The 19,749-nt window shown below is 66.4% G+C and carries 17 protein-coding genes; 9 read left to right on the top strand and 8 right to left on the bottom strand.

Features of this window, described 5'->3' with window-relative positions:
- Positions 1 to 9: 9 nt before the first annotated feature.
- The 4 genes from NNX35_RS09030 to NNX35_RS09015 all read right to left on the bottom strand — a co-directional run bounded on the left by NNX35_RS09030 (position 10) and on the right by NNX35_RS09015 (position 4,466).
- Positions 10 to 1,011, bottom strand: a complete 1,002-nt coding sequence (locus NNX35_RS09030; RefSeq protein ID WP_255766148.1) for a carbohydrate ABC transporter permease — start codon at positions 1,009 to 1,011, stop codon at positions 10 to 12.
- Between the two features lie 56 nt (positions 1,012 to 1,067).
- Entirely contained in the window at positions 1,068 to 2,381 is a 1,314-nt protein-coding gene (locus tag NNX35_RS09025) for an ABC transporter substrate-binding protein (protein WP_255766149.1), read from the bottom strand.
- 245 nt (positions 2,382 to 2,626) lie between these two features.
- Complete coding sequence (locus NNX35_RS09020) at positions 2,627 to 3,796, bottom strand: methyltransferase (RefSeq protein WP_255867552.1); 1,170 nt, start codon at positions 3,794 to 3,796, stop codon at positions 2,627 to 2,629.
- Positions 3,789 to 4,466, bottom strand: coding sequence for a YigZ family protein (locus tag NNX35_RS09015; RefSeq protein ID WP_255867551.1), 678 nt, complete (start codon positions 4,464 to 4,466; stop codon positions 3,789 to 3,791). The genes NNX35_RS09020 and NNX35_RS09015 overlap by 8 nt, the downstream gene beginning before the upstream one ends.
- 51 nt (positions 4,467 to 4,517) lie before the next feature.
- On the opposite strand from NNX35_RS09015, the gene coaE reads away from it, so the two are divergent.
- The 6 genes from coaE to NNX35_RS08985 all read left to right on the top strand — a co-directional run bounded on the left by coaE (position 4,518) and on the right by NNX35_RS08985 (position 10,003).
- Complete coding sequence (gene coaE / locus NNX35_RS09010; RefSeq protein ID WP_255867550.1) at positions 4,518 to 5,138, top strand: dephospho-CoA kinase; 621 nt, start codon at positions 4,518 to 4,520, stop codon at positions 5,136 to 5,138.
- A 57-nt stretch (positions 5,139 to 5,195) separates the two neighbouring features.
- A complete protein-coding gene (uvrB, locus tag NNX35_RS09005) occupies positions 5,196 to 7,274 on the top strand; it encodes an excinuclease ABC subunit UvrB (protein WP_229951969.1) in 2,079 nt (692 codons plus the stop codon).
- Between the two features lie 173 nt (positions 7,275 to 7,447).
- Positions 7,448 to 8,788: a hypothetical protein gene (locus NNX35_RS09000; protein ID WP_255867549.1), complete on the top strand. Its 1,341-nt coding sequence runs from the start codon at positions 7,448 to 7,450 to the stop codon at positions 8,786 to 8,788.
- Positions 8,788 to 9,348, top strand: a complete 561-nt coding sequence (locus tag NNX35_RS08995) for an NUDIX hydrolase (RefSeq protein WP_255867548.1) — start codon at positions 8,788 to 8,790, stop codon at positions 9,346 to 9,348. The genes NNX35_RS09000 and NNX35_RS08995 overlap by 1 nt, the downstream gene beginning before the upstream one ends.
- 48 nt (positions 9,349 to 9,396) lie before the next feature.
- Positions 9,397 to 9,852 (top strand): hypothetical protein, encoded by a 456-nt coding sequence (locus NNX35_RS08990; RefSeq protein ID WP_255766155.1) that lies wholly within the window; start codon positions 9,397 to 9,399, stop codon positions 9,850 to 9,852.
- Positions 9,815 to 10,003 (top strand): hypothetical protein, encoded by a 189-nt coding sequence (locus tag NNX35_RS08985; protein WP_255867547.1) that lies wholly within the window; start codon positions 9,815 to 9,817, stop codon positions 10,001 to 10,003. The genes NNX35_RS08990 and NNX35_RS08985 overlap by 38 nt, the downstream gene beginning before the upstream one ends.
- 62 nt (positions 10,004 to 10,065) lie before the next feature.
- Here NNX35_RS08985 and NNX35_RS08980 read toward each other — a convergent pair whose 3' ends face one another.
- Genes NNX35_RS08980 through NNX35_RS08970 form a run of 3 tightly spaced genes read right to left on the bottom strand, consistent with a single transcriptional unit; the run spans position 10,066 to position 14,430 of the window.
- Positions 10,066 to 11,331 (bottom strand): alpha/beta fold hydrolase, encoded by a 1,266-nt coding sequence (locus NNX35_RS08980; RefSeq protein ID WP_255867810.1) that lies wholly within the window; start codon positions 11,329 to 11,331, stop codon positions 10,066 to 10,068.
- A 59-nt stretch (positions 11,332 to 11,390) separates the two neighbouring features.
- Positions 11,391 to 11,879: a GNAT family N-acetyltransferase gene (locus tag NNX35_RS08975; protein WP_255867546.1), complete on the bottom strand. Its 489-nt coding sequence runs from the start codon at positions 11,877 to 11,879 to the stop codon at positions 11,391 to 11,393.
- A gap of 10 nt (positions 11,880 to 11,889) precedes the next feature.
- On the bottom strand, positions 11,890 to 14,430 hold the full coding sequence (locus NNX35_RS08970) for an RNA helicase (protein WP_255766158.1): 2,541 nt from the start codon (positions 14,428 to 14,430) through the stop codon (positions 11,890 to 11,892).
- 69 nt (positions 14,431 to 14,499) lie between these two features.
- On the opposite strand from NNX35_RS08970, the gene NNX35_RS08965 reads away from it, so the two are divergent.
- Complete coding sequence (locus NNX35_RS08965) at positions 14,500 to 15,279, top strand: trans-aconitate 2-methyltransferase (protein ID WP_255867545.1); 780 nt, start codon at positions 14,500 to 14,502, stop codon at positions 15,277 to 15,279.
- Between the two features lie 31 nt (positions 15,280 to 15,310).
- Here NNX35_RS08965 and NNX35_RS08960 read toward each other — a convergent pair whose 3' ends face one another.
- On the bottom strand, positions 15,311 to 15,949 hold the full coding sequence (locus NNX35_RS08960) for an MBL fold metallo-hydrolase (protein WP_255867544.1): 639 nt from the start codon (positions 15,947 to 15,949) through the stop codon (positions 15,311 to 15,313).
- A gap of 96 nt (positions 15,950 to 16,045) precedes the next feature.
- On the opposite strand from NNX35_RS08960, the gene NNX35_RS08955 reads away from it, so the two are divergent.
- Positions 16,046 to 17,779, top strand: coding sequence for an ABC transporter ATP-binding protein (locus tag NNX35_RS08955; protein ID WP_255867543.1), 1,734 nt, complete (start codon positions 16,046 to 16,048; stop codon positions 17,777 to 17,779).
- Positions 17,776 to 19,743, top strand: a complete 1,968-nt coding sequence (locus tag NNX35_RS08950) for an ABC transporter ATP-binding protein (RefSeq protein ID WP_255766162.1) — start codon at positions 17,776 to 17,778, stop codon at positions 19,741 to 19,743. Before NNX35_RS08955 ends, NNX35_RS08950 begins: the two co-directional genes overlap by 4 nt.
- The last annotated feature ends 6 nt before the right edge of the window (positions 19,744 to 19,749 follow it).

Raw genomic sequence — 19,749 nt, 5'->3', positions numbered from 1 at the left:
GGACGATACTCACTTTTGCTTCCCTTTCACTGCCGGCCGGCGGCGCTGCCGCCTGCCGTCGGAGGACGCTATCCGCCTGGACAAGGCCAGATTAAGGACTCCGAAAAGAACGATGATGAGGAACAGCAGCCAGGCAATGGCAGATGCCTCTCCGAAGTCCTGCCGTTGGAAGGCCATCTCCCACAGGTACAGGACGGTGGTCTGGAACTCGCGCTCCGGGCCGCCGGCATACGTCGGATCGAAAAGGCGCGGTTCGGTGAAGATCTGCAGTCCGCCGATGGTGGAGGTGATGACTACGAAGATCATGGTGGGGCGGATGCTCGGCAGGGTGATGCTGAAGAAGCGCCGGACAGCACCCGCACCGTCGATGGCGGCCGATTCGTAAATGTCGCGGGGCACGGCCTGCATGGCGGCCAGCAGGATCAGCGCGTTGTAGCCGGTCCACCGCCAGTTGACCATGGCGGCTATGGCCACGTGGCTGGGGAATGTCTCCGTGCGCCACATGATCGGATCGACCCCGAAGTTGCCCAGGAAGCTGTTGATAAGGCCGTGCTGCTCATTGAACATGTTCGTGAAGATCAGGGCCACGGCAACCGGGGTGACCACATAGGGGAGCAGGACGCTCATGCGCCAGAAGGTCTTGGCGCGGATGTTCTGGTCCAGGACAGCTGCAATCAGCAGTGCGCCGGCCAGCTGGGGAATCGCGGAGAGCAGGAAGATGCTCATCGTGTTGAAAAGCGAGTTCCAGAAAAAGCGGTCGGCGAGGACATCCGCAAAGTTGCCCAGTCCGACAAACTCGCCCTGGCCCTTCAGCAGGTGCCAGTCGTGGAGCGAAACATAAAACGTGTAGACCAGTGGAAACAGGCCCACCAGCGCGAAGAGCAGGAAGAAAGGGGATATGTACAGGTAAGGGGAGGCTTTGACGTCCCAGATGTTGAGCCGCTGCCTGAACGTGGGTTTGATTTTCTCCGGCGGCGCGGCTGGCGCGGGCCGTTTCATGGTTACGGTCATATCGATTCTCACAGTCCATCAGGGGGCCTCCGGATACCCGGAGGCCCCGCTGGGTACTAGTCCTTGACGACCAGCTCGTTCAGGAGTTGAACTGCTTCATTCCAGGCGCCTTCGCCGTCGACCTTGCCCGCATCAAGCTGGGTCAGTGCCACACCGAAGACCTTTTCCTGGATTACTGAATCGTCCGGGCCCTTGAACTGGGCAACTACGCCCTCGGCCCGTGAAGCCAGGATGGCGCCGGTCGGGGCGTTGTTGAACATCGGGTTCGGAGTGGCATCCGCCGCCAGCTGTTCCTGCGCCTCAAGGGTGCTGGGGAAGTTGTTGGCCGCCGCCGACTGCTTCACCTGCTGCTCGGGGGCCGTGAGCCAGGCTGCGAGTTTCGCCGCTTCCTCCTTGTGTTCGGAGGTTTCGGGGACTGCAAGGAACGCACCGCCCCAGTTCGAGGCGCCGCCGGGGAAGACATCGGCGAAGTCCCAGCCCGAATCCGCGCCGCCGCCGGCCGATTCGAGCTGTTCCTGGATGGTGCCCAGCATCCAGCCCGGGCACACGAAGGTGGCGAAGGAGCCGTCAGTGAACGCCTTGCCGGTTCCCCAGTCCCACTTGGTTTCGTTGGCGGAGAGCCCTGCCTGGGTTCCGGCAGCGAGCTGCATGAACTGTTCCTTCATGGCGTCATTGCCTTCGATGTTCAAGTCACCGTCGGCGGTGTAGTAGCCCTCCTTCATCTGGTTCACCATGGAGTTCCAGACGAACCCGGACTGGTCGTACCAGGCCTGTCCGGTCTTCTCGTGGTACTGCTTTCCAAGTTCGAAGTAGGTGTCCCACGTGGCGTCGTCTCCGCCGAAGAGCTCGGCGACTGCCTCGCGGTCGCTGGGCAGGCCGGCCGCTTCGAACAGCTTGCCGTTGTAGCACAGGCCCTGCGGTCCGATGTCGGTGCCGTAGCCGATGACCCGGCCGTCGGCGTCGGTGCCCTGCTTGTATTTCCAGTCGACCCAGTTGTCCTTAATGTCTTCCGCGCCGTACTCGTTCAGGTCCACGAACTGGTCCGAGACGTCCATGACGGCGCCGAGCCAGCCCTCTTCGAGGGCCACCACGTCGCTGACGCCGGATCCGGCCGCGAGCTTGGTGAAGAGATCGGTCTGTGCATTGGCACCGCGGTCAATGTTGTTGGCCTTGATGTCGATGCCGGGGTTGGCTTCCTCGTATTCGGCATACAGATCGTCATACCCGAAGGTTCCGAAAGTGGTGACGGTCAGTTCGAGGGGATTGTCTTCGCTGGCAGCTTCGCTGTCGCCGCCGCCGCAGCCTACGGCCAGCAGGGCCACTACGGCAGCACCTGCAATCGCCGCCGCGGGATGTCGGAAATTCTTCACGGTCACTCCTTTGTGTGTGGGTAAAGCAGTTGATGATCCCGGGTGGTAGACCGTGCCAGGTGGTTCGGTGGCGTGATCCGACGAAAGCGGGAGAAAGAAAAGCGGTTCCTGCGCCGGGAGCGGAGTCTGAGAGAGCGCTCTCTACGCGTCGGTTACAGGCTAGGAGTGATCTGCGCCACTGTCAAGAGAGCGCTCTCTCCGATTAAAGAAGCCGCACCGTTAGGGGACGTACGGCGGATGCGGCGTTAGCGCCGGGTGCTGACCGTGACCGTGAACTTGGGGTTGCGGGCCACTTCCCGGGTGGGACCAACCAGCCTGGTCAGGGCGGGCCGGTACAGCAGGTGGCTGTTCCAAACCGTCCAGAGTTCGCCGCCCGGCCGCAGGACGCGTCCGGCATCGGCAAAAAGCTTGAGGGCGATGCCGGCATGCACCGCGGCACCGATGTGGAACGGCGGGTTCAGCACCACCAGTTCCTCCGAGCTGTCCGGCAGCGGGCCCAGTGCATCGGCCCGGGTGACGACGGCGCGGTCCGCCACGCCGTTGGCCGCCAGTGTCCGTGCGGCCGAGGCCACGGCAGCGGCTGACTGGTCCGTAGCCAGGACCGTGAGGCCCGGCCGGGTCAGCGCGAGGTAGGCGGCGATGGTCCCGGTCCCGCAGCCCAGGTCCACGGCGCGCCGGGCAGCGCGCGCCTGGGCCAGGTGCGGCAGCAGGAACCGGGTGCCGGGATCCAGCGCGGTACCGCCGAACGCCGCACCGTAGGCCCAGAGTTCCAGCGGCCGCGCCAGTCCGACGTCGTGCCGCTGCGACATCGGAAAGGAGGGTTCCGGGAGCTGTCCGGCCGGAAGGGGCGAGCCGGCCGTCAGGACCCGGGATTTCTGCCGGCCCAGCCCGGCGGTCACGGAGCCGAAGTACCGGGCGAGGACCTCGTTCATGGCCGGAGTCATGTGCTTGACCCGTCCGCCGGCGTAGACCGTGACATCGGGTGCGGCGGAGGCCGCGATCAGCGCAGCGATCTCTTCCAGCGCGGCCAGCGAGCGGGGGAGCCGCAGCAGCACCAGGCGGGCGTCTTTCACAAGCGGCGCCGTGAGGGAATGGTGGCTGAAAACGTCCGGCAGCCCCAGGTCCGCGGCGTTGGCATCCAGTGCCTGTTCGCCGCTCAGCGGATCCTGGTGCACGCGGAGGCTGTGCAGCCCGTGCCGGGCCGCGGCTCCGAGCGTGAGCGCGCCGTAGGAGTCGCCGATGACGACGACGCCGGGCTGGTCCGGGTCCGCTGCTGCGGAAAGATCTGCTGCGGCAGTGTCGAGCAGAAGTGTGTCGGCGGTATCCCAGGCCTGCAGGTTGGGAGCTTCGACGTCCGGCCTGCGGCGCAGTCGGGAAAAGTCGAAATCGGTCCGGCCCGGTGCGGGGTCACTCACGGTCGATCCATTCTGTTCCAAGGGGGACCGGTTCGGAGGCTCCGGCGGTCAGGGAGGCGAGCCTGGCATGGAAGGCAGCCAGGGCGTCGGGGGTGTCCGGCAGGGCGACGTTGATGGAGGCACCGGCGGCGGAATAATCCGTGCCCAGCACGCTGACGCCTGCGGTACGGAGGTCGTTTTCCAGCCTTCCGGCGGCGGAGTGTCCGGCCGGAATGCCGTAAAGCTGCATCCGCCGTCGGCGCAGCAGGGGAGCGGTGTCGAGGGCCGAGGAGACGGACTCGGAGTAGGCACGCACCAGCCCGCCCGCGCCGAGGAGGATCCCGCCGAAGTAGCGGACGGTCACGGCAGTGATGTCGCTGAGGTCGGTCGCTCCGTTGAAGGTTTCCCGCTTGGTGAGCGCTTCCAGCATCGGAATGCCGGCGGTGCCGGAGGGTTCGCCGTCGTCGTTGGAACGCTGGACCTCGCGCCCGGGGCCCAGCACGAAGGCGCTGCAGTGGTGCCGGGCGTCATGGAACTCACGGCGCAGGTCCGCCACCAGGGCGCGCGCCTGCTCCTCGGTTTCGGTGCGGCGCAGCACGGTGATGAAGCGTGAGCGTCTGATTTCGAGTTCAGCGCGGTGTTCACCGGCGATGGTGGTGTAGCGCCCCGCCGCCGCGTCGATATCGCTCACCCTTCCAGTCTAGTAGGCGGTTCCGGCCCGGGACGGCGGTAAGGTGGGGGCATGCTCAAGGTTGGACTCACCGGCGGGATCGCCGCCGGAAAATCCCTGGTCGCCCGGACCCTCGTCCAGCGCGGTGCCGTGCTGGTGGACGCCGATGCCCTGGCCCGTGAAGTGGTGGCGCCGGGCACGGAAGGCCTGGCCGCCGTCGTCGAGGCCTTCGGCTCTCAGGTCCTGGCCGCGGACGGCTCGCTGGACCGCCCGGCGCTGGCCGCCGTGGTCTTCGGCGACGAGGAACGCCGTGCCGTACTGAACGGCATTGTCCATCCGCTGGTCCGGGCGCGGGCGGCGCAGCTTGCGGCGGAGGCTCCGCCGGACGGGATCCTGGTCCAGGACATCCCGCTGCTGGTGGAAACCGGCCAGGCCGGGAACTTCGACTTCGTCGTCGTGGTGGAGGCGCCCGAGGACGTGCGGCTGCAGCGCATGGTGCAGGACCGGGGGATGGATCCCGAGGCCGCGCGCGCCCGGATCGCCGCGCAGGCCACTCCCGAACAGCGGGCGGAGGCGGCCGACGTCGTCCTGCACAACACCGGCACCCCCGAGGAACTGGCGGCCGCCGTACGCGACCTCTGGGAGACCCGGCTGGTGCCGCTGAACGAGGCGCGGAGCCGGGCCGGCCGGTAGTTCAGCCCCTAGCAAAGCGGACCGCGGCTGTCCGCGGACCGGAGTAGTTTTATAGGCATGAGTCTTGCGCAGGACATCAAGAGAGTCGTAGCACCGTTTGAGGTCATCAGTGACTACAAGCCCGCCGGTGACCAGCCGACCGCCATCAAGGAACTCGCCGAGCGGATCAACGCAGGCGAGAAGGACGTCGTACTGCTTGGTGCCACCGGTACCGGTAAGAGCGCGACGGCGGCCTGGCTCGTGGAGCAGGTGCAGCGGCCCACGCTGGTGATGGTGCAGAACAAGACGCTGGCCGCCCAGCTGGCCAACGAGTTCCGGGAGCTGCTGCCCAACAACGCGGTGGAGTACTTCGTTTCCTACTACGACTACTACCAGCCGGAAGCCTACGTCCCGCAGACGGATACCTTCATTGAGAAGGACTCCTCGATCAATGAGGAAGTCGAACGCCTGCGCCACTCGGCCACCAACGCCCTTCTGACCCGGCGTGACGTGATTGTGGTGGCTACGGTGTCCTGCATTTACGGCCTGGGCACACCGGAAGAGTACATCGAGGCAATGGTGACCCTGCGCCGGGGCCAGCAAATGAACCGCGATGACCTGCTGCGCCGCTTCGTGGCCATGCAGTACGTCCGCAACGACATGGACTTCCACCGCGGCACCTTCCGGGTCCGCGGCGACACCGTGGAAATCATTCCGATGTACGAAGAGAACGCGATCCGCGTCGAGTTCTTCGGCGACGAGATCGAGAACATCTACACCCTGCATCCGCTGACCGGGGACGTGATCCACGAAGAGACGGAGATGTACGTCTTCCCGGCGTCGCACTATGTGGCCGGCGAGGACCGGATGCACCGGGCCATCCGCCAGATCGAGGACGAGCTGCAGGTGCGGCTGAAGGAACTGGAATCGCAGAACAAGCTGGTGGAAGCCCAGCGGCTGCGGATGCGTACCACCTATGACCTGGAAATGATGCAGCAGATGGGCTTCTGCAACGGCATCGAGAACTACTCGCGGCATATCGACGGCCGCGGCCCGGGCACCGCCCCGCACTGCCTCCTGGACTATTTCCCGGACGACTTCCTGCTGGTGGTGGACGAATCCCACGTCACCATTCCGCAGATCGGTGCCATGTACGAAGGCGACATGTCCCGCAAGCGCACCCTGGTGGACCACGGCTTCCGGCTGCCCTCTGCCATGGACAACCGGCCGCTGAAATGGGACGAATTCCTGGAACGGATCGGCCAGACCGTCTACATGTCCGCCACACCGGGCAAGTACGAACTGTCCAAGTCCGACGGCTACGTGGAGCAGATCATCCGCCCCACCGGCCTGGTGGATCCGCAGGTGGTGGTCAAGCCGAGCAAGGGCCAGATCGATGACCTGCTGGGTGAAATCCGCACCCGCACCGAACGGGATGAACGCGTACTGGTGACCACGCTGACCAAGCGGATGGCCGAGGACCTGACCGGCTATCTGCTGGAGCACGGGGTCAAGGTGGAATACCTGCACTCCGACGTCGACACGCTGCGCCGCGTGGAGCTGCTCCGCGAACTGCGGATGGGCACCTTCGACGTGCTGGTCGGCATTAACCTGCTTCGAGAGGGCCTCGACCTTCCCGAGGTATCGCTGGTGAGCATCCTCGACGCCGACAAGGAAGGCTTCCTGCGTTCCTCCACCTCGCTGATCCAGACCATCGGCCGTGCCGCCCGTAACGTCTCGGGCGAGGTGCACATGTATGCGGACCGGATCACCGATTCCATGGCCAAGGCCATTGATGAGACCAACCGCCGGCGCGAAATCCAGGTGGCGTACAACAAGAAGCACGGCGTGGACCCGCAGCCGCTGCGCAAGAAGATCGCGGACATCACGGACCAGCTGGCGCGCGAGGATGCCGACACCAAGGCCCTCCTGGCGGAGGCGGCCAAGCAGAAGACGAAGGGCAAGGGCAAGGGGGTCCGGAAGGACGGCCTGGCTGCTGCTCCCGCCGAGGACCTAACCAGCCTGATCGCGTCCATGACCGAGCAGATGCATGCTGCTGCCGCCGAGCTGCAGTTCGAATTGGCTGCCCGGCTGCGTGACGAGGTGGGGGACCTGAAGAAGGAACTGCGGCAGATGCAGGCCGCCGGGCACGCCTAGGCGGGCGCCGTTCCCCCAGGTATGGCCCGGACCGTGGACCGGTAATTTCAGTCATCGCCCAGGCCGCGCTTATGGTTGCAGGATGACTGAGCCGGGGGGAACCGCACGCCGGACGAACCTACCGGAGGCAGGGCAACACCGTGGTTGACGCTGGTGGCTCACAACCGCTCCAAATGAAGCGGACCCTGGTTTTCGACTTCGACACCGTGGAGCAAAAGAACACTTTCCGTTCATTGGTCTCCGACGAGGCACTCTTTACCGACCCGGACGTGGCGGCTGCACCGGAAAACCGGGTGTCTTTCCCGGGCATGCTGCGGGCAGCCGACCTCCTGAGCCGGGAGATTCTGCTGCTGGATGTGCAGCTGCTCGACGGCGCCTTCTTCCTGGATCGGGGCCCCGATGCCGTCCGGACGCTCCTCGCCCGCACCGGTTCCTTCGACCAGACGTTCTCCGTCGTGGCGCGGAAGCCCTCCTTGGAGGAGAGCCTGCGCTTCCTCCTGCTGGGCACGGATCCGTTGAGTCCGGTCCTGGCGGAGTTCGAGTTTTCTTCGTTGGCGATGTTCTGGGAAACACCGCGCCCGTTGGCGGCCGCCCTCCATGCCAGGAGCAGCGCCCGGCTTCGCAGCTGTCCGGCGTCCGAGGTGGCGCGGACGGTGGCGGCCGAACTGCAGGCTGCCTGGGAAGGCCTGGACGCAGACCAGCATGTCCAGGCGCCCACGGGAGAATTCGACCAGCTCGCCCGGGCCTGGGAAGCGTGGTTTGCCGAAGCAGCCGCAGATCAGATACGTGTCCGTGAAAGGACCCGGGAACCGTTCGGCCTGAGGGGAGCGTTGTCCCGGCGGGCCGCCGTCGTACGGGAACTCCGCGATTCGGAGCCGGAGGCCGACGCCGCCGTGCAGTTCCTGTCGGAAACCGTGATCCGTACCGCCGCACTGTCCTACCTTGATGCAAACGCGCCCCGGCTGGCAGGCAACGCGACGCTTCTGCAGGACTGGTGGATGGGCGCGTATTTCGACGCCATGGCTGAGCAGCATGAGACCAACTGGCTCCGGTTCCGCGAGGACACCGTTATGCAGGAGGCGCAGCGCCGCGGGCGGGGCCCGACCGGAGGTGAAACCATCCAGTTCCAGGGGAGCCTGGTGGCCACCCTCCACGATATGCCGCCGCAGGTTTATGCAGTCCTGCGGCATCAGGCCCGGTCAGCCATCCACGATTGGCAGACCCGTCCAAGCCAGAAAACATCCGACGCACTTGCCTATGCCGTCGCCAGGTCGAATGCCGCGGTCAGCCTGGGGGAGGACCGGAAAGCCATGTGGACGAGGATTGCGCTGACGCTCCTGCCGGCCGTCGTCGGCACCTTGACGGCGGGCTTTTTCTCCAACCTGCTTGCCGGCGTCGGTTCAGCCATAGCTACGGTTGTCCTGGGTGTCCCCCTGGTGGAGTTTGCCGAGCTGCACGCAACGCGAAAGAAGAAAATGAGAGCACATATCCACTTCCCGGCAGTCCCGCGGTGATGCCGGAGCCTCGCCCGGGCCAGAGCCTGGTGTATGCCTGGTCCGGACCGCCAAGCCTTGAACTGTGGACCGAAGAGGTCACCCGCAACGGAAGGTCCTGGCTGCAGCACCGGCTTGTTGCGGAACACGGCACCCCCGGCGTGGTCATCGTCGCGGTGGCCGACGGCCACTTTGCCATGGTGGAGCACTGGCGGCCTGCAGCCGGGCGCAGTTTCCTCGAGTTTCCGAGGGGGTTCGGGAGCCCTGCCGGCTCCGGGCCGGACCTGGCCGTCCGCGATGCAGCGCGCGAGCTGGAAGAGGAAACCGGACTGCAGGGTGCCCGCTTCCGGGTACTGGGGTCCGTGTGGGCAGACAGCTCTCTCCTGCAGGGCCATGCAGTGGTTGTCGCGGCCACCGTGGACCGGTCCGCGGAACCGCTCACCCGCGACGGTGAAATAGATGGGTTCCGCTGGGTCCCGGTGGACAGTGTCCCGGCCCTCATGGCGGCAGGGGAGATAGCCGACGGCCTGACGTTGTCCGCCTACGCGTTCTGGACGGGTGACCGGACAACCGGCCAGTAGCCGCACCTAATGCCCGGGAGTGTCACAGGCGGCGGCTAAGGTGTGGATATGTTCTCTCCGCCACCCACCCCGCCGCCGGAGGCGGCTGCGTCAGTTCCTTTCGGCGGCGCACCCTGGTGGGAAATCCTCGCTGCCCTTGGCCCGCTGGCGGTCCTGCTCGCCGGCGCCCTGACCTTCTTTGTCGGCTGGAAGACACTGGAGCAGCGCCGGAAGGCGGATCAGCGCTCGGAGTGGTGGACCCGCGCCCAGTGGGCCATCGAGGCCTCCCTGTCGGATGATCCCCGCCGCCAGGAGACGGGCCTGGGCGTCCTGGACCTGCTGGCCCAGAGTGACCTTGCCGGAACCGAGGAAGCGGCTATCATCAGCATTGCGTGGGCACGCCCGCTGACGGCGATAGTGGACTCGACCGGCGATATGAGCCAGAATGAAAACATCACGAGCGCACGCGGAACGGAGGAGGCTGACGATGACAACAGCAGCACTGCCGCTGGCACGAGGCTCTAAGGTCCCCGCCGATCAGGCCGATCAGGCCGAACGCGATCGGGACCGCGAACGGGTGCAGATCCGGGCCGCACGGCTCCGGCTCACCACCGACCGCAAGCTCGGCAAGCCCACCCCGGAATGGGTCCGGAAACTCGCTGACCGTCCGCTGTAGCGGCCACCAAGACAACGAAGGCAGGTCCCCGGTACGCCGGGGACCTGCCTTTGCCTTTGACCCTACGCGTCCTTGCCGCGGACCATGCCCAGCAGGCGGTTGAAGATGGCCTCGCCGTCGTCCGCAATTCCGTCGTGGTGGAAATCGGCGGTTTCCCAGACCTGCAGTCCCTTCACGGCGCCGGCCGTCTCCAGGGAAAGCTCCCGGTCCACGTAAATGTCGTCCGTGTAGACGGCCGCGGCCACGGGCACGGTGTTGCGCGCCAGTTGGGCGGTGTCGTAGAGGGGATCCCAGTCCGACTTCCGGGCCAGCAGTTCTGCCGTGCCGCGAAGCGGGACGAGCGCCGGATCCTCGTCGAAGTACCACGGGTAGACCATCTCGCCGGTGAAGAGCGGTTCCGTGGCCGTGGGTTCGAACTCGGGGAAGGACTCCAGGACGCGCTCCGCGGCCCAGTTGGTGGCCTCGCCCTGGCCGTAGATGGACTCGTGCATCACCGCGTACAGCGGATTCGGGGCACGGGTGACCAGCCCGTGGACGGCCTCCAGGAAGGTATCCGAGAGGCGTTCGCCGTCGGGGGTGGGAACGAAGGCTTCCTGCAGCAGGTAATGCAGCCCGTCCACCCGGGTGTTGCCGCCCAGATAGGACCCGGCCATCTGGAAACGCCGCACGGTCAGCCGTTCCCCGGTGGGCAGGAACTCCGGGACGGACTCGAGGTGCCGGGCAATCCGAGTGGTGGTCTCCCGGTCTTCCGGGTAGCGTCCGAAGTACTCCGCGTTGCGTGCCGCCACCCGCCGGAAGGTTGCCTCGTAGACCCGGTCCGCGGGTCCCGTCAAGGGGGCCAACCCGCCGGTGACGAGGCATTCGCGCAGTCCCTCGGGGGCGAAGGAGAGGTAGGTCAGGGTGCAGAAGCCGCCGTAGCTCTGCCCGTAGGTGCTCCACGGCCCTGAGCCGAGGGCCTGCCGGATCAGTTCGGCGTCGGCCACAATTGAATCTGCCCGGAAATGGGTGAGATACGCTGCCTGCGCCGCAGAGTCTCCGCGGCGCGGCAGGGTCTGCCGGTCCGCCGGAGTGGAAAGCCCGGTGCCGCGCTGGTCCAGCATCAGGATCCGGAAGTGCTTGGACGCCGCCTTCGTCCAGCCGCCGAACTGCAGCAGCCGGTTGCCCTTGCCGCCGGGGCCGCCCTGCAGGTACAGCAGCCACGGCAGGTCTTCGATGTCACCCGCGGGCAGTTCGGCGTCGACGTATTCGCGGGCAAAGACCGTGATGGTTTCGCCGTCCGGAGCCGAGTGGTCCAGCGGCACGGTAAACCAGTGGTCCGTCACATTCATGCCGCGCACCGGGTAGATGCGCGAGGCGGAGTGGGGGACAGGGATGTGCGGGACGGCGGTCACTTCGCCGCCTCTGACGAGGTGCCGAAGCTGGCCAGTGCGTCCCCGGCGAGCCGGAACGTGGTCCAGTCATCCTGCGGGACGGCACCCAGGGATTTGTAGAAGCCGATGGAGGGTTCGTTCCAGTTCAGCACGCACCATTCGACCCGGGCGTAGCCGCGCTCGACGGCGGTTTCCGCCAGCGTGCGCAGCAGCGCCTTGCCGATGCCCCCGGCCCGGGCCTCGGGCCGGACATAGAGGTCCTCGAGGTAGATGCCGTGCACGCCCTCCCAGGTGGAGTAGTTCAGGAACCAGAGGGCAAAGCCCTGTATCGCTCCGTGCTCCACCGCCACGTGGGCGAAGATGGCCGGGTGCTCGCCGAAGAGGTTGGCTTCCAGGGCCTCCACGGTGTTTTTTACCGCGTGCGGCTCTTTTTCATAGATGGCAAGGTCATGGATCAGTTCGAGGATGACGGGAACGTCTTCTCGACGTGCGGGACGGATCTGCATGCTGCCCAGCCTAATCCAGGCGGCCGGCGGTGATCACCTTGATGACGGGGCTGCCGGCTTCATCCGAGGCGGGCAGGTCCACTTCCGCAGTGATGCCCCAGTCCAGGTGGTTGGCCGGGTCCTTGAAGATCTGCCGGACTTCCCATTTGCCGGGCAGTTCCTTGATGATCAGCAGGTTCGGGCCGCGGCCGTCGGGACCGTCGTCGATGTCCTCGTGTTCCTCGAAGTACGCGTCCAGGACCTCGGCCCAGCGGTCGGCGTCCCAGCCGGCGTCGCCGTCGAGCTCGCCCAGGGCACGGTCGTCCTCGTCGGCAAAGAGCTTCACCCGGGAGAACATCTCGTTGCGGACCATGACCCGGAAGGCCCGCACGTTGGCGGTCAGCCGGTCCGGCACCGGCGGAAGGACCGGTTCGTTCGAAGCATCGGGGTTGATGCCGTTGGTCAGCTCTTCCCATTCGTCCAGCAGCGAGGAATCGGTCTGGCGGACCAGCTCGCCCAGCCACTCGATGATGTCTTCCAGGTCTTCGCGCAGCCGTTCCGGCGGGACGGTGTGCAGCAGGGCCTTGTAGGTGTCCGAGAGGTAGCGCAGCAGCACGCCTTCGGAACGGGCCAGCGAGTAGAACTGCACGTATTCGCCGAAGCTCATGGCCCGCTCGTACATGTCGCGGACAATCGATTTGGGACTGAGTTCGAACTCGCCCAGCCAGGGAGCACCGGACCGGTACACCTCGAAGGACTGCTCCAGCAGCTCCGCCAGCGGCTGCGGATAAGTGACTTCCTCCAGCAGGGCCATCCGCTCGTCGTACTCGATGCCCTGGGACTTCATGGCGGCGATCGCCTCGCCGCGGGCCTTCTTCTCCTGGGCGGAGAGGACCTGCCGGGGCTTTTCCATGATCGCCTCGATCACGGACACCACGTCCAGGGCGTAGGACGGGCTGTCCGGGTCCAGGATCTCCAGGGAGGCCATGGCAAACGGGGACAGCGGCTGGTTGAGGGCGAAGTTCGGCTGCAGGTGCACCTTCAGGCGGACGGTGCGGCCGTCGGCGTCGGGCTCGGGCAGCACCTCGACGATGCCGGCGGTCTTCAGCTCCCGGTAGATGCTCAGGGCCTTCTTCATCAGGGCCAGCTGGGAGGACCGGGTCTCGTGGTTGTTGGTGAGCAGTTTCTTGGCCGCGGTGAACGGGTCACCCGGGCGCTCCAGCAGGTTCAGCAGCATGGAGTGGGTGATGTTGAAGCTGGAGGTCAGCGGCTCCGGGGTACCGTCCACCAGCTTCTCGAAGGTGGGCTTGCCCCAGGACACAAACCCGGCCTGCGGTTTCTTCTTCACCACCTGGCGCAGCTTCTTCTGGTCATCACCGAACTTCGCCTGCGCCTTGGCCATCGCCTTGACGTTCTCGATCACATGTTCCGGTGCCTGTACGACGACGGTGCCCGCCGTGTCATAGCCGGCCCGCCCGGCGCGCCCGGCGATCTGGTGGAACTCGCGGACCTTCAGGGGCCGGGTGCGCGTGCCGTCGTACTTGGACAGGGCGGTGATCAGCACTGTGCGGATGGGCACGTTGATGCCGACCCCAAGGGTGTCAGTGCCGCAGATGACCTTCAGCAGGCCGGCCTGCGCCAACTGCTCCACCAGGCGGCGGTACTTGGGCAGCATGCCGGCGTGGTGCACGCCGATGCCGTGCCGGACCAGCCGGTTCAGGGTCTTGCCGAAGCCGGGGGCGAACCGGAAGCCGGCAATCAGCTCCGCAATCCGGTCCTTTTCCTCGCGGGTGCAGACATTGATGCTCATCAGGGCCTGGGCCCGGTCAATGGCTTCGATCTGGGAAAAGTGCACTACGTAGACCGGCACCTGCTTGGTGGCCAGCAGCTCCTCCAGGGATTCCTGGACCGGTGTCTCCACGTAGTAGTAGTGCAGGGGGATGGGCCGCTGCACGGAGGACACCGTGACGGTGTCCCGGTTGGTGAGTTCGCTGAGCTCATTGGCGATCCGGGTCATGTCGCCCAGGGTGGCGGACATGAGCAGGAACTGGGCCTGCGGCAGCTCCAGCAGCGGAACCTGCCAGGCCCAGCCGCGCTGCGGGTCCGAGTAGAAATGGAACTCGTCCATGATGACGGTGCCCAGGTCCGCGTCCGCCCCTTCGCGCAGGGCGATGTTGGCCAGGATCTCCGCGGTGCAGCAGATGATCGGGGCGTCCTTGTTGACGGAGGAGTCGCCGGTGACCATGCCGACGTTCTCGGCACCGAAGATCTCGCACAGGGCAAAGAACTTCTCCGACACCAGGGCCTTGATGGGGGCGGTGTAGTAACTGCGCTCATCGTGCGCCATGGCATGGAAATGCGCAGCAATCGCCACCATAGATTTGCCGGACCCGGTGGGGGTGGCCAGGATGACGTTGTTGCCCGTCACCAGCTCCATCACTGCCTCGTCCTGCGCCGGGTACAGCGACATTCCCCGGCTCTCCACCCACTCCAGGAAGGACGTGTAGGTCTCGTCGGGATCGATGGTGCGGGTGCTGGACGGGCCGGAGGCAAGCTGCTCAAGAAGTTTCATGTCCATACCAGACTAACGGGGCCGTGCCGGTCCCGTTTTCCGCAGGGTGCGGCGGCTAGTCTCGGGACCATGAAATGGGATCCCGAAAAGTACACACAGTTCTCCTCGCACCGCGACCGCCCGTTCTTCGACCTCACGGCCCGGGTAGCGGCTTCTTCCCCGGCCCGGGTGGTGGACCTGGGCTGCGGCACAGGCGTCCTCACCGCCGCACTCGCGGCCCGTTGGCCGCAGGCGCAGGTTACCGGCGTCGATTCCTCGCAGGAGATGGTCGCCGCGGCCCGGGCGCTGGACGGCGCGCCGTCGAACCTGGACTTCGTACAGGGCCGGATCGAGGACTGGGAACCGGAGCCGGGCACGGAGGTGGTGGTGTCCAACGCCGCACTGCAGTGGGTGCCCGGTCACCAGGAGCTGCTGCGCCGCTGGGCCAAGCAGCTCGACGACGGCGCCTGGCTGGCCGTACAGGTCCCCGGCAACTTCACGGCACCTTCCCATGTGCTGATGCGGGAACTGGCGGCGAGCGCCCGCTGGGCCCCGAAGCTGGAGGGGGTGCTGCGCCATGCCGGCGCCGTGGACGAGCCCGTGGACTACCTGGCCCTCTTCACCGAGGCCGGCTTCGAAGCGGACGTCTGGGAGACCAGCTACGCCCAGGTCCTGGCCGGTGAGGACCCGGTACTGGAGTGGGTGCGCGGCACCGCCCTGCGTCCGGTCATCGATGCCTTGTCCGCCGAGGACTTCGCCGCCTTCGAAACCGACTACGCGGCCCTGCTGCGCCAGGCCTATCCGCGGCAGGCCTGGGGAACCGTTTTCCCGTTCCGGCGGCTGTTCATGGTGGGGCGGAAGGCGGGCTAGCGGCGCGCCCTGGCGGTACGGAACGCGGCAGCTACCAGCCGCGTTCCTTCCATTCCCGCAGGTGCGGACGCTCGGCGCCCAGCGTGGTGCCGGCACCGTGTCCCGGATGCACCACCGTGTCATCCGGCAGGTAATCGAACACACGTTCGAATACGTCCTGGTAGAGCTGGGCAAACCGTTCCGGGTCCTTCTGCGTGTTGCCCAGCCCGCCGGGGAAGAGGGAATCCCCGGTAAACAGGTGGGCCGGACCGTGCGGATCGCGGTAGAGCAGCGCCACAGACCCGGGCGTGTGGCCGCGCAGCGAGATGGCCTCCAGCTCGAAGTCCGGGAACGTGCCGGTGTCCCCGTGCTCCAGGGGAACAAGCGTGGGCACCTCAATGTCGGGGATGTCCGCCGTGCCGGCTGCGGTCCGGGCACCGGTGGCCGCCACCGTTTCGGCGAGCGCCCGGACATGGTCCCAGTGGCTGTGCGTGGTGATGACCATTTCCAGCTTCGCCGGTACCGCTGCGTCCTGCGCACCCTCGGCCAGCAGCTGCTGGATGGCGGGGAAGTCGGCGGCGGCATCGATTAGTACCTGCGCACCGGATGCTTTACCGGTGAGCAGGTAGACGTTGTTGTCCATCTCGCTGACGGACACGCTGCGGATAGTGATGTTCTCCAGATCCTCCATCCCGCCAGTCTAGCGATCCGGCCCTGTCCCGGCCCCGGGGGGCAGCAGTCTTACCCGGGTATTGTCTGCGCTCGCGGACGGGCGTACGTTGCAAGGATGCTTCTGAGGCTGGTCCGGGAAAACCTGGCCCCCTATAAAGGCGCGGTGGCCGCCGTCGTTCTCCTGCAGCTGCTGCAGACCGTCGCCACGCTGTACCTCCCTACCCTCAACGCGGACATCATTGACCGCGGCGTGGTCACCGGAGATACGGGCGTCATCATGCAGGTGGGCGGGTGGATGCTTGCCGTCACGGCGGGTCAGGTCCTGTGTTCCGTCGCGGCCACTTATCTGGCGTCGCGGGTGGCCATGAGTGCCGGCCGCAACATCCGGGCCGCGCTGTTTACCAACGTGGAGACCTTCTCCTCCCGGGAAGTCGGCCTGTTCGGGCCGCCGTCGCTGATCACCCGGACCACCAATGACGTGCAGCAGGTGCAGATGACCCTGCTGATGACCTTCACCATGATGGTTTCGGCTCCCATCATGGGAGTGGGCGGGGTCCTGCTGGCCCTCAACCAGGACATACCGCTCTCCGGCATCCTGCTGTTGATCCTGCCGGCATTGTTCCTGGTGATCGGGCTGGTGCTGAAGCGGCTGATTCCCCTGTTCCGGCGGGCCCAGCGGCAGATCGACCGGGTCAACTCGGTCCTGCGGGAACAGATCATGGGGATCAGCGTCATCCGCGCGTTCATCCGGGAGCACTCCGAGCAGGAACGCTTCGCCGGGGCGAACAGGGACCTCACCTCCACCCAGCTGCGGGTGAGCCAGCTGCTGGCCCTGCTGTTTCCCGCCGCCATGCTGATCGCCAACCTCGCCACGGTCGCGGTGGTGTGGTTCGGCGCCTTCCGGATTGACGCCGGGCAGATGCAGATCGGTGCGCTTACGGCGTTCATTGCCTACATCATGCAGATCCTGATGGCGGTGATGATGTCCATGTTCATGATCATGATGCTTCCCCGCGCAGCGGTCTGCGCCGAACGGATCTTCGAGGTGCTGGATACCCGGACCAGCGTTGCGGATGCCCCCGGGGCGGGGACGCTGGCGTACGACGGCGGGCGGCTCACCTTTACCGACGTCGGGTACAGCTACCCGGGCGCGGAGGACCCGGTGCTGTTCAACCTCAGCTTCGAAGCCCTGCCCGGGGAGACCACGGCCATCATCGGTTCCACGGGGGCGGGGAAGACCACGCTGCTCAACCTGGTCCCGCGGCTGCTCGACTCCACCTCCGGCAGCATCGCCGTCGACGGGCAGGACATTGCCGGGGTCACCCTCTCCTCGCTGCGCCGCGGTATCGGGCTGGTTCCCCAGCGGGCCTACCTCTTCAGCGGAACCATCGCCTCGAACCTGCGCTTCGGCCGGCCGGACGCCACCGACGCCGAACTCTGGGAAGCCCTGGAGACCGCCCAGGCGGCAGATTTCGTGCGGACAGCCGAGGGAGGACTGGACCACCAGGTGGAACAGGGCGGAGCCAACTTCTCCGGGGGACAGCGGCAACGCCTCGCGATTGCCCGGGCCCTGGTGGTCCGGCCGTCCATCTACCTCTTTGACGACAGCTTCTCCGCCCTCGACTTCGCCACGGATGCCCGGCTCCGGGCGGCACTCAAGCCGCAGACCCGGGATGCCACCGTAGTTGTCGTGGCACAGCGGGTGAACACCATTACCGACGCCGCGAAGATCCTGGTGCTGGAAGAAGGCCGGATCGTAGGTCAGGGAACCCATGCGGAGCTGATGGAATCCTCGGACACCTACCGGGAAATCGTTGCTTCGCAGCTCACCGCGGAGGAAGTGGCATGAGTACGCCGGGGGTACGGGGGCGCCCGGGAGCCGCCGCAACGGCCAAGCCGGAGAACTTCGCCTCCAGTGTCCGTCGGATCCTGGTGCTGATGGCACCGGACCGGGTACGGGTAGCGGCGGTACTGGTTGCCGCCGTCGTCTCCGTGGCGCTCGCCGTCAGCGCGCCACGGATCCTCGGGGAGGCCACCAACGTCATCTTCGACGGCTTCATCGGCCAGGGCCTGCCCGCGGGGGTGTCCAAGGACGCCCAGGTCCAGGCACTGCGGGACTCGGGGGAGCGGGAACTGGCGGACATGCTCGCGGCAATGGACGTGGTCCCGGGGCAGGGACTGGACTTCGGCAGACTGGCAGGGATCCTGCTCGGCGTGCTGGGCATCTACCTGGCGGCCTTCGCGTTCGGCTGGTTCCAGGCACGGGTGACCGCCCGCATTGTGCAGAACGCCATGTACCGGCTGCGCCGCGACGTCGACGGCAAACTGTTCCGGCTGCCCATGTCCCACTTCCAGCAGCAATCGCGGGGAGACGTCCTCAGCCGGGTCACCAACGACATCGACAACCTGGCCCAGACCCTCTCCCAGAGCCTGACCCAGATCATCACCTCGGTCCTGACCATCGTGGGCGTGCTCGCAATGATGGTTTCCATCTCCCCGCTGCTGGCGCTGATCGCCGTGATTACCGTGCCCGTCTCTGCACTGGTCACCGTCCTCATTGCCCGGCGCTCGCAGGCAGAGTTCAAGACCCAGTGGAAGTCCACCGGCGAGGTAAACGGCTATATCGAGGAAATGTTCACCGGCCAGGACGTGGTGAAGGCCTTCGGCCAGCAGGAGCGGATCATTGAAGGCTTCGCCCCCGCCAACAACCGCTTGTACCGCTCCGCCTTCCGGGCCCAGTTCGTCTCGGGCATCATCATGCCGGCCATGACGTTCATCTCGAACCTGAATTACGTGGCCGTGGCGGTGGTCGGCGGACTGCAGGTTGCCAACGGGCAGCTGTCCATCGGCGGCGTGCAGGCCTTCGTGCAGTACAGCCGCCAGTTCAGCCAGCCGCTGGGACAGCTTGGCGGGCTGATCAACATGCTCCAGTCCGGCGTCGCGTCCGCCGAACGGGTGTTCGCCCTCCTTGACGCGAAGGAACAGCAGCCGGACCCCTCCCGGCCCGAGCACCTGAAGGCGGTGCGGGGGCGGGTGGCCTTCGAGGACGTCTCCTTCAGCTACAGCCCCGATGCGCCGTTGATCCGGAACCTGTCCTTCACCGCGGAGCCCGGGCAGACCGTGGCCATCGTGGGTCCCACCGGCGCCGGCAAGACCACCCTGGTCAACCTGCTGATGCGTTTCTACGAGGTGGACGCGGGCCGCATCACCATCGACGGCATCGACATTGCCCGGCTCCGCCGCGAGGAACTGCGCGGCCACATCGGCATGGTGCTCCAGGACGCCTGGCTGTTCGAGGGCACGGTGCGGGAGAACCTGGCCTACGGCGCACCCGATGCAACCGAGGAGCAGATCGTCGAGGCGGCGCAGGCCACCCATGTGGATCACTTCGTCCGGTCCCTGCCGGAGGGCTACGACACCGTGCTCGGGTACGACGGCGGGGCGCTGAGCCAGGGCCAGCGGCAGTTGCTGACAATCGCCCGGGCCTGGCTTTCGAACCCGTCCATCCTGGTGCTGGACGAGGCCACCAGTTCCGTGGACACCCGCACCGAAATCGCCATCCGGCTGGCGATGAACGCCCTGCGGCAGGACCGCACGAGCTTCGTGATTGCCCATCGCCTGTCCACCATCCGGGACGCGGACATCATCCTGGTGGTGCGGGACGGGCAGATCGTGGAGCAGGGAACCCATGCTGCGCTGCTGGAGGCCGAGGGGTTCTATACCGAGCTCTACCGTTCACAGTTCGCCGAGCCGGCACAGGATGCCGGGGCGGAGGACGACATGCCGGCGCCTGCCGATCCGGCCGGGCACTAGCATTGC

It is taken from the genome of Arthrobacter sp. zg-Y844, assembly GCF_024385465.1.
Classification (GTDB): Bacteria; Actinomycetota; Actinomycetes; order Actinomycetales; family Micrococcaceae; genus Arthrobacter_B.
This window is presented reverse-complemented; position numbering and strand designations above follow the sequence as displayed.

Bases quoted from the DNA above. Each gene is read 5' to 3' on its own strand.
- NNX35_RS09030 (WP_255766148.1), bottom strand. From the start codon at position 1,011: ATGACCGTAACCATGAAACGGCCCGCGCCAGCCGCGCCGCCGGAGAAA.
- coaE (WP_255867550.1), top strand. From the start codon at position 4,518: ATGCTCAAGGTTGGACTCACCGGCGGGATCGCCGCCGGAAAATCCCTG.
- uvrB (WP_229951969.1), top strand. From the start codon at position 5,196: ATGAGTCTTGCGCAGGACATCAAGAGAGTCGTAGCACCGTTTGAGGTC.
- NNX35_RS09000 (WP_255867549.1), top strand. From the start codon at position 7,448: ATGAAGCGGACCCTGGTTTTCGACTTCGACACCGTGGAGCAAAAGAAC.
- NNX35_RS08995 (WP_255867548.1), top strand. From the start codon at position 8,788: ATGCCGGAGCCTCGCCCGGGCCAGAGCCTGGTGTATGCCTGGTCCGGA.
- NNX35_RS08990 (WP_255766155.1), top strand. From the start codon at position 9,397: ATGTTCTCTCCGCCACCCACCCCGCCGCCGGAGGCGGCTGCGTCAGTT.
- NNX35_RS08985 (WP_255867547.1), top strand. From the start codon at position 9,815: ATGACAACAGCAGCACTGCCGCTGGCACGAGGCTCTAAGGTCCCCGCC.
- NNX35_RS08980 (WP_255867810.1), bottom strand. From the start codon at position 11,331: ATGAATGTGACGGACCACTGGTTTACCGTGCCGCTGGACCACTCGGCT.
- NNX35_RS08975 (WP_255867546.1), bottom strand. From the start codon at position 11,879: ATGCAGATCCGTCCCGCACGTCGAGAAGACGTTCCCGTCATCCTCGAA.
- NNX35_RS08970 (WP_255766158.1), bottom strand. From the start codon at position 14,430: ATGAAACTTCTTGAGCAGCTTGCCTCCGGCCCGTCCAGCACCCGCACC.
- NNX35_RS08965 (WP_255867545.1), top strand. From the start codon at position 14,500: ATGAAATGGGATCCCGAAAAGTACACACAGTTCTCCTCGCACCGCGAC.
- NNX35_RS08960 (WP_255867544.1), bottom strand. From the start codon at position 15,949: ATGGAGGATCTGGAGAACATCACTATCCGCAGCGTGTCCGTCAGCGAG.
- NNX35_RS08955 (WP_255867543.1), top strand. From the start codon at position 16,046: ATGCTTCTGAGGCTGGTCCGGGAAAACCTGGCCCCCTATAAAGGCGCG.
- NNX35_RS08950 (WP_255766162.1), top strand. From the start codon at position 17,776: ATGAGTACGCCGGGGGTACGGGGGCGCCCGGGAGCCGCCGCAACGGCC.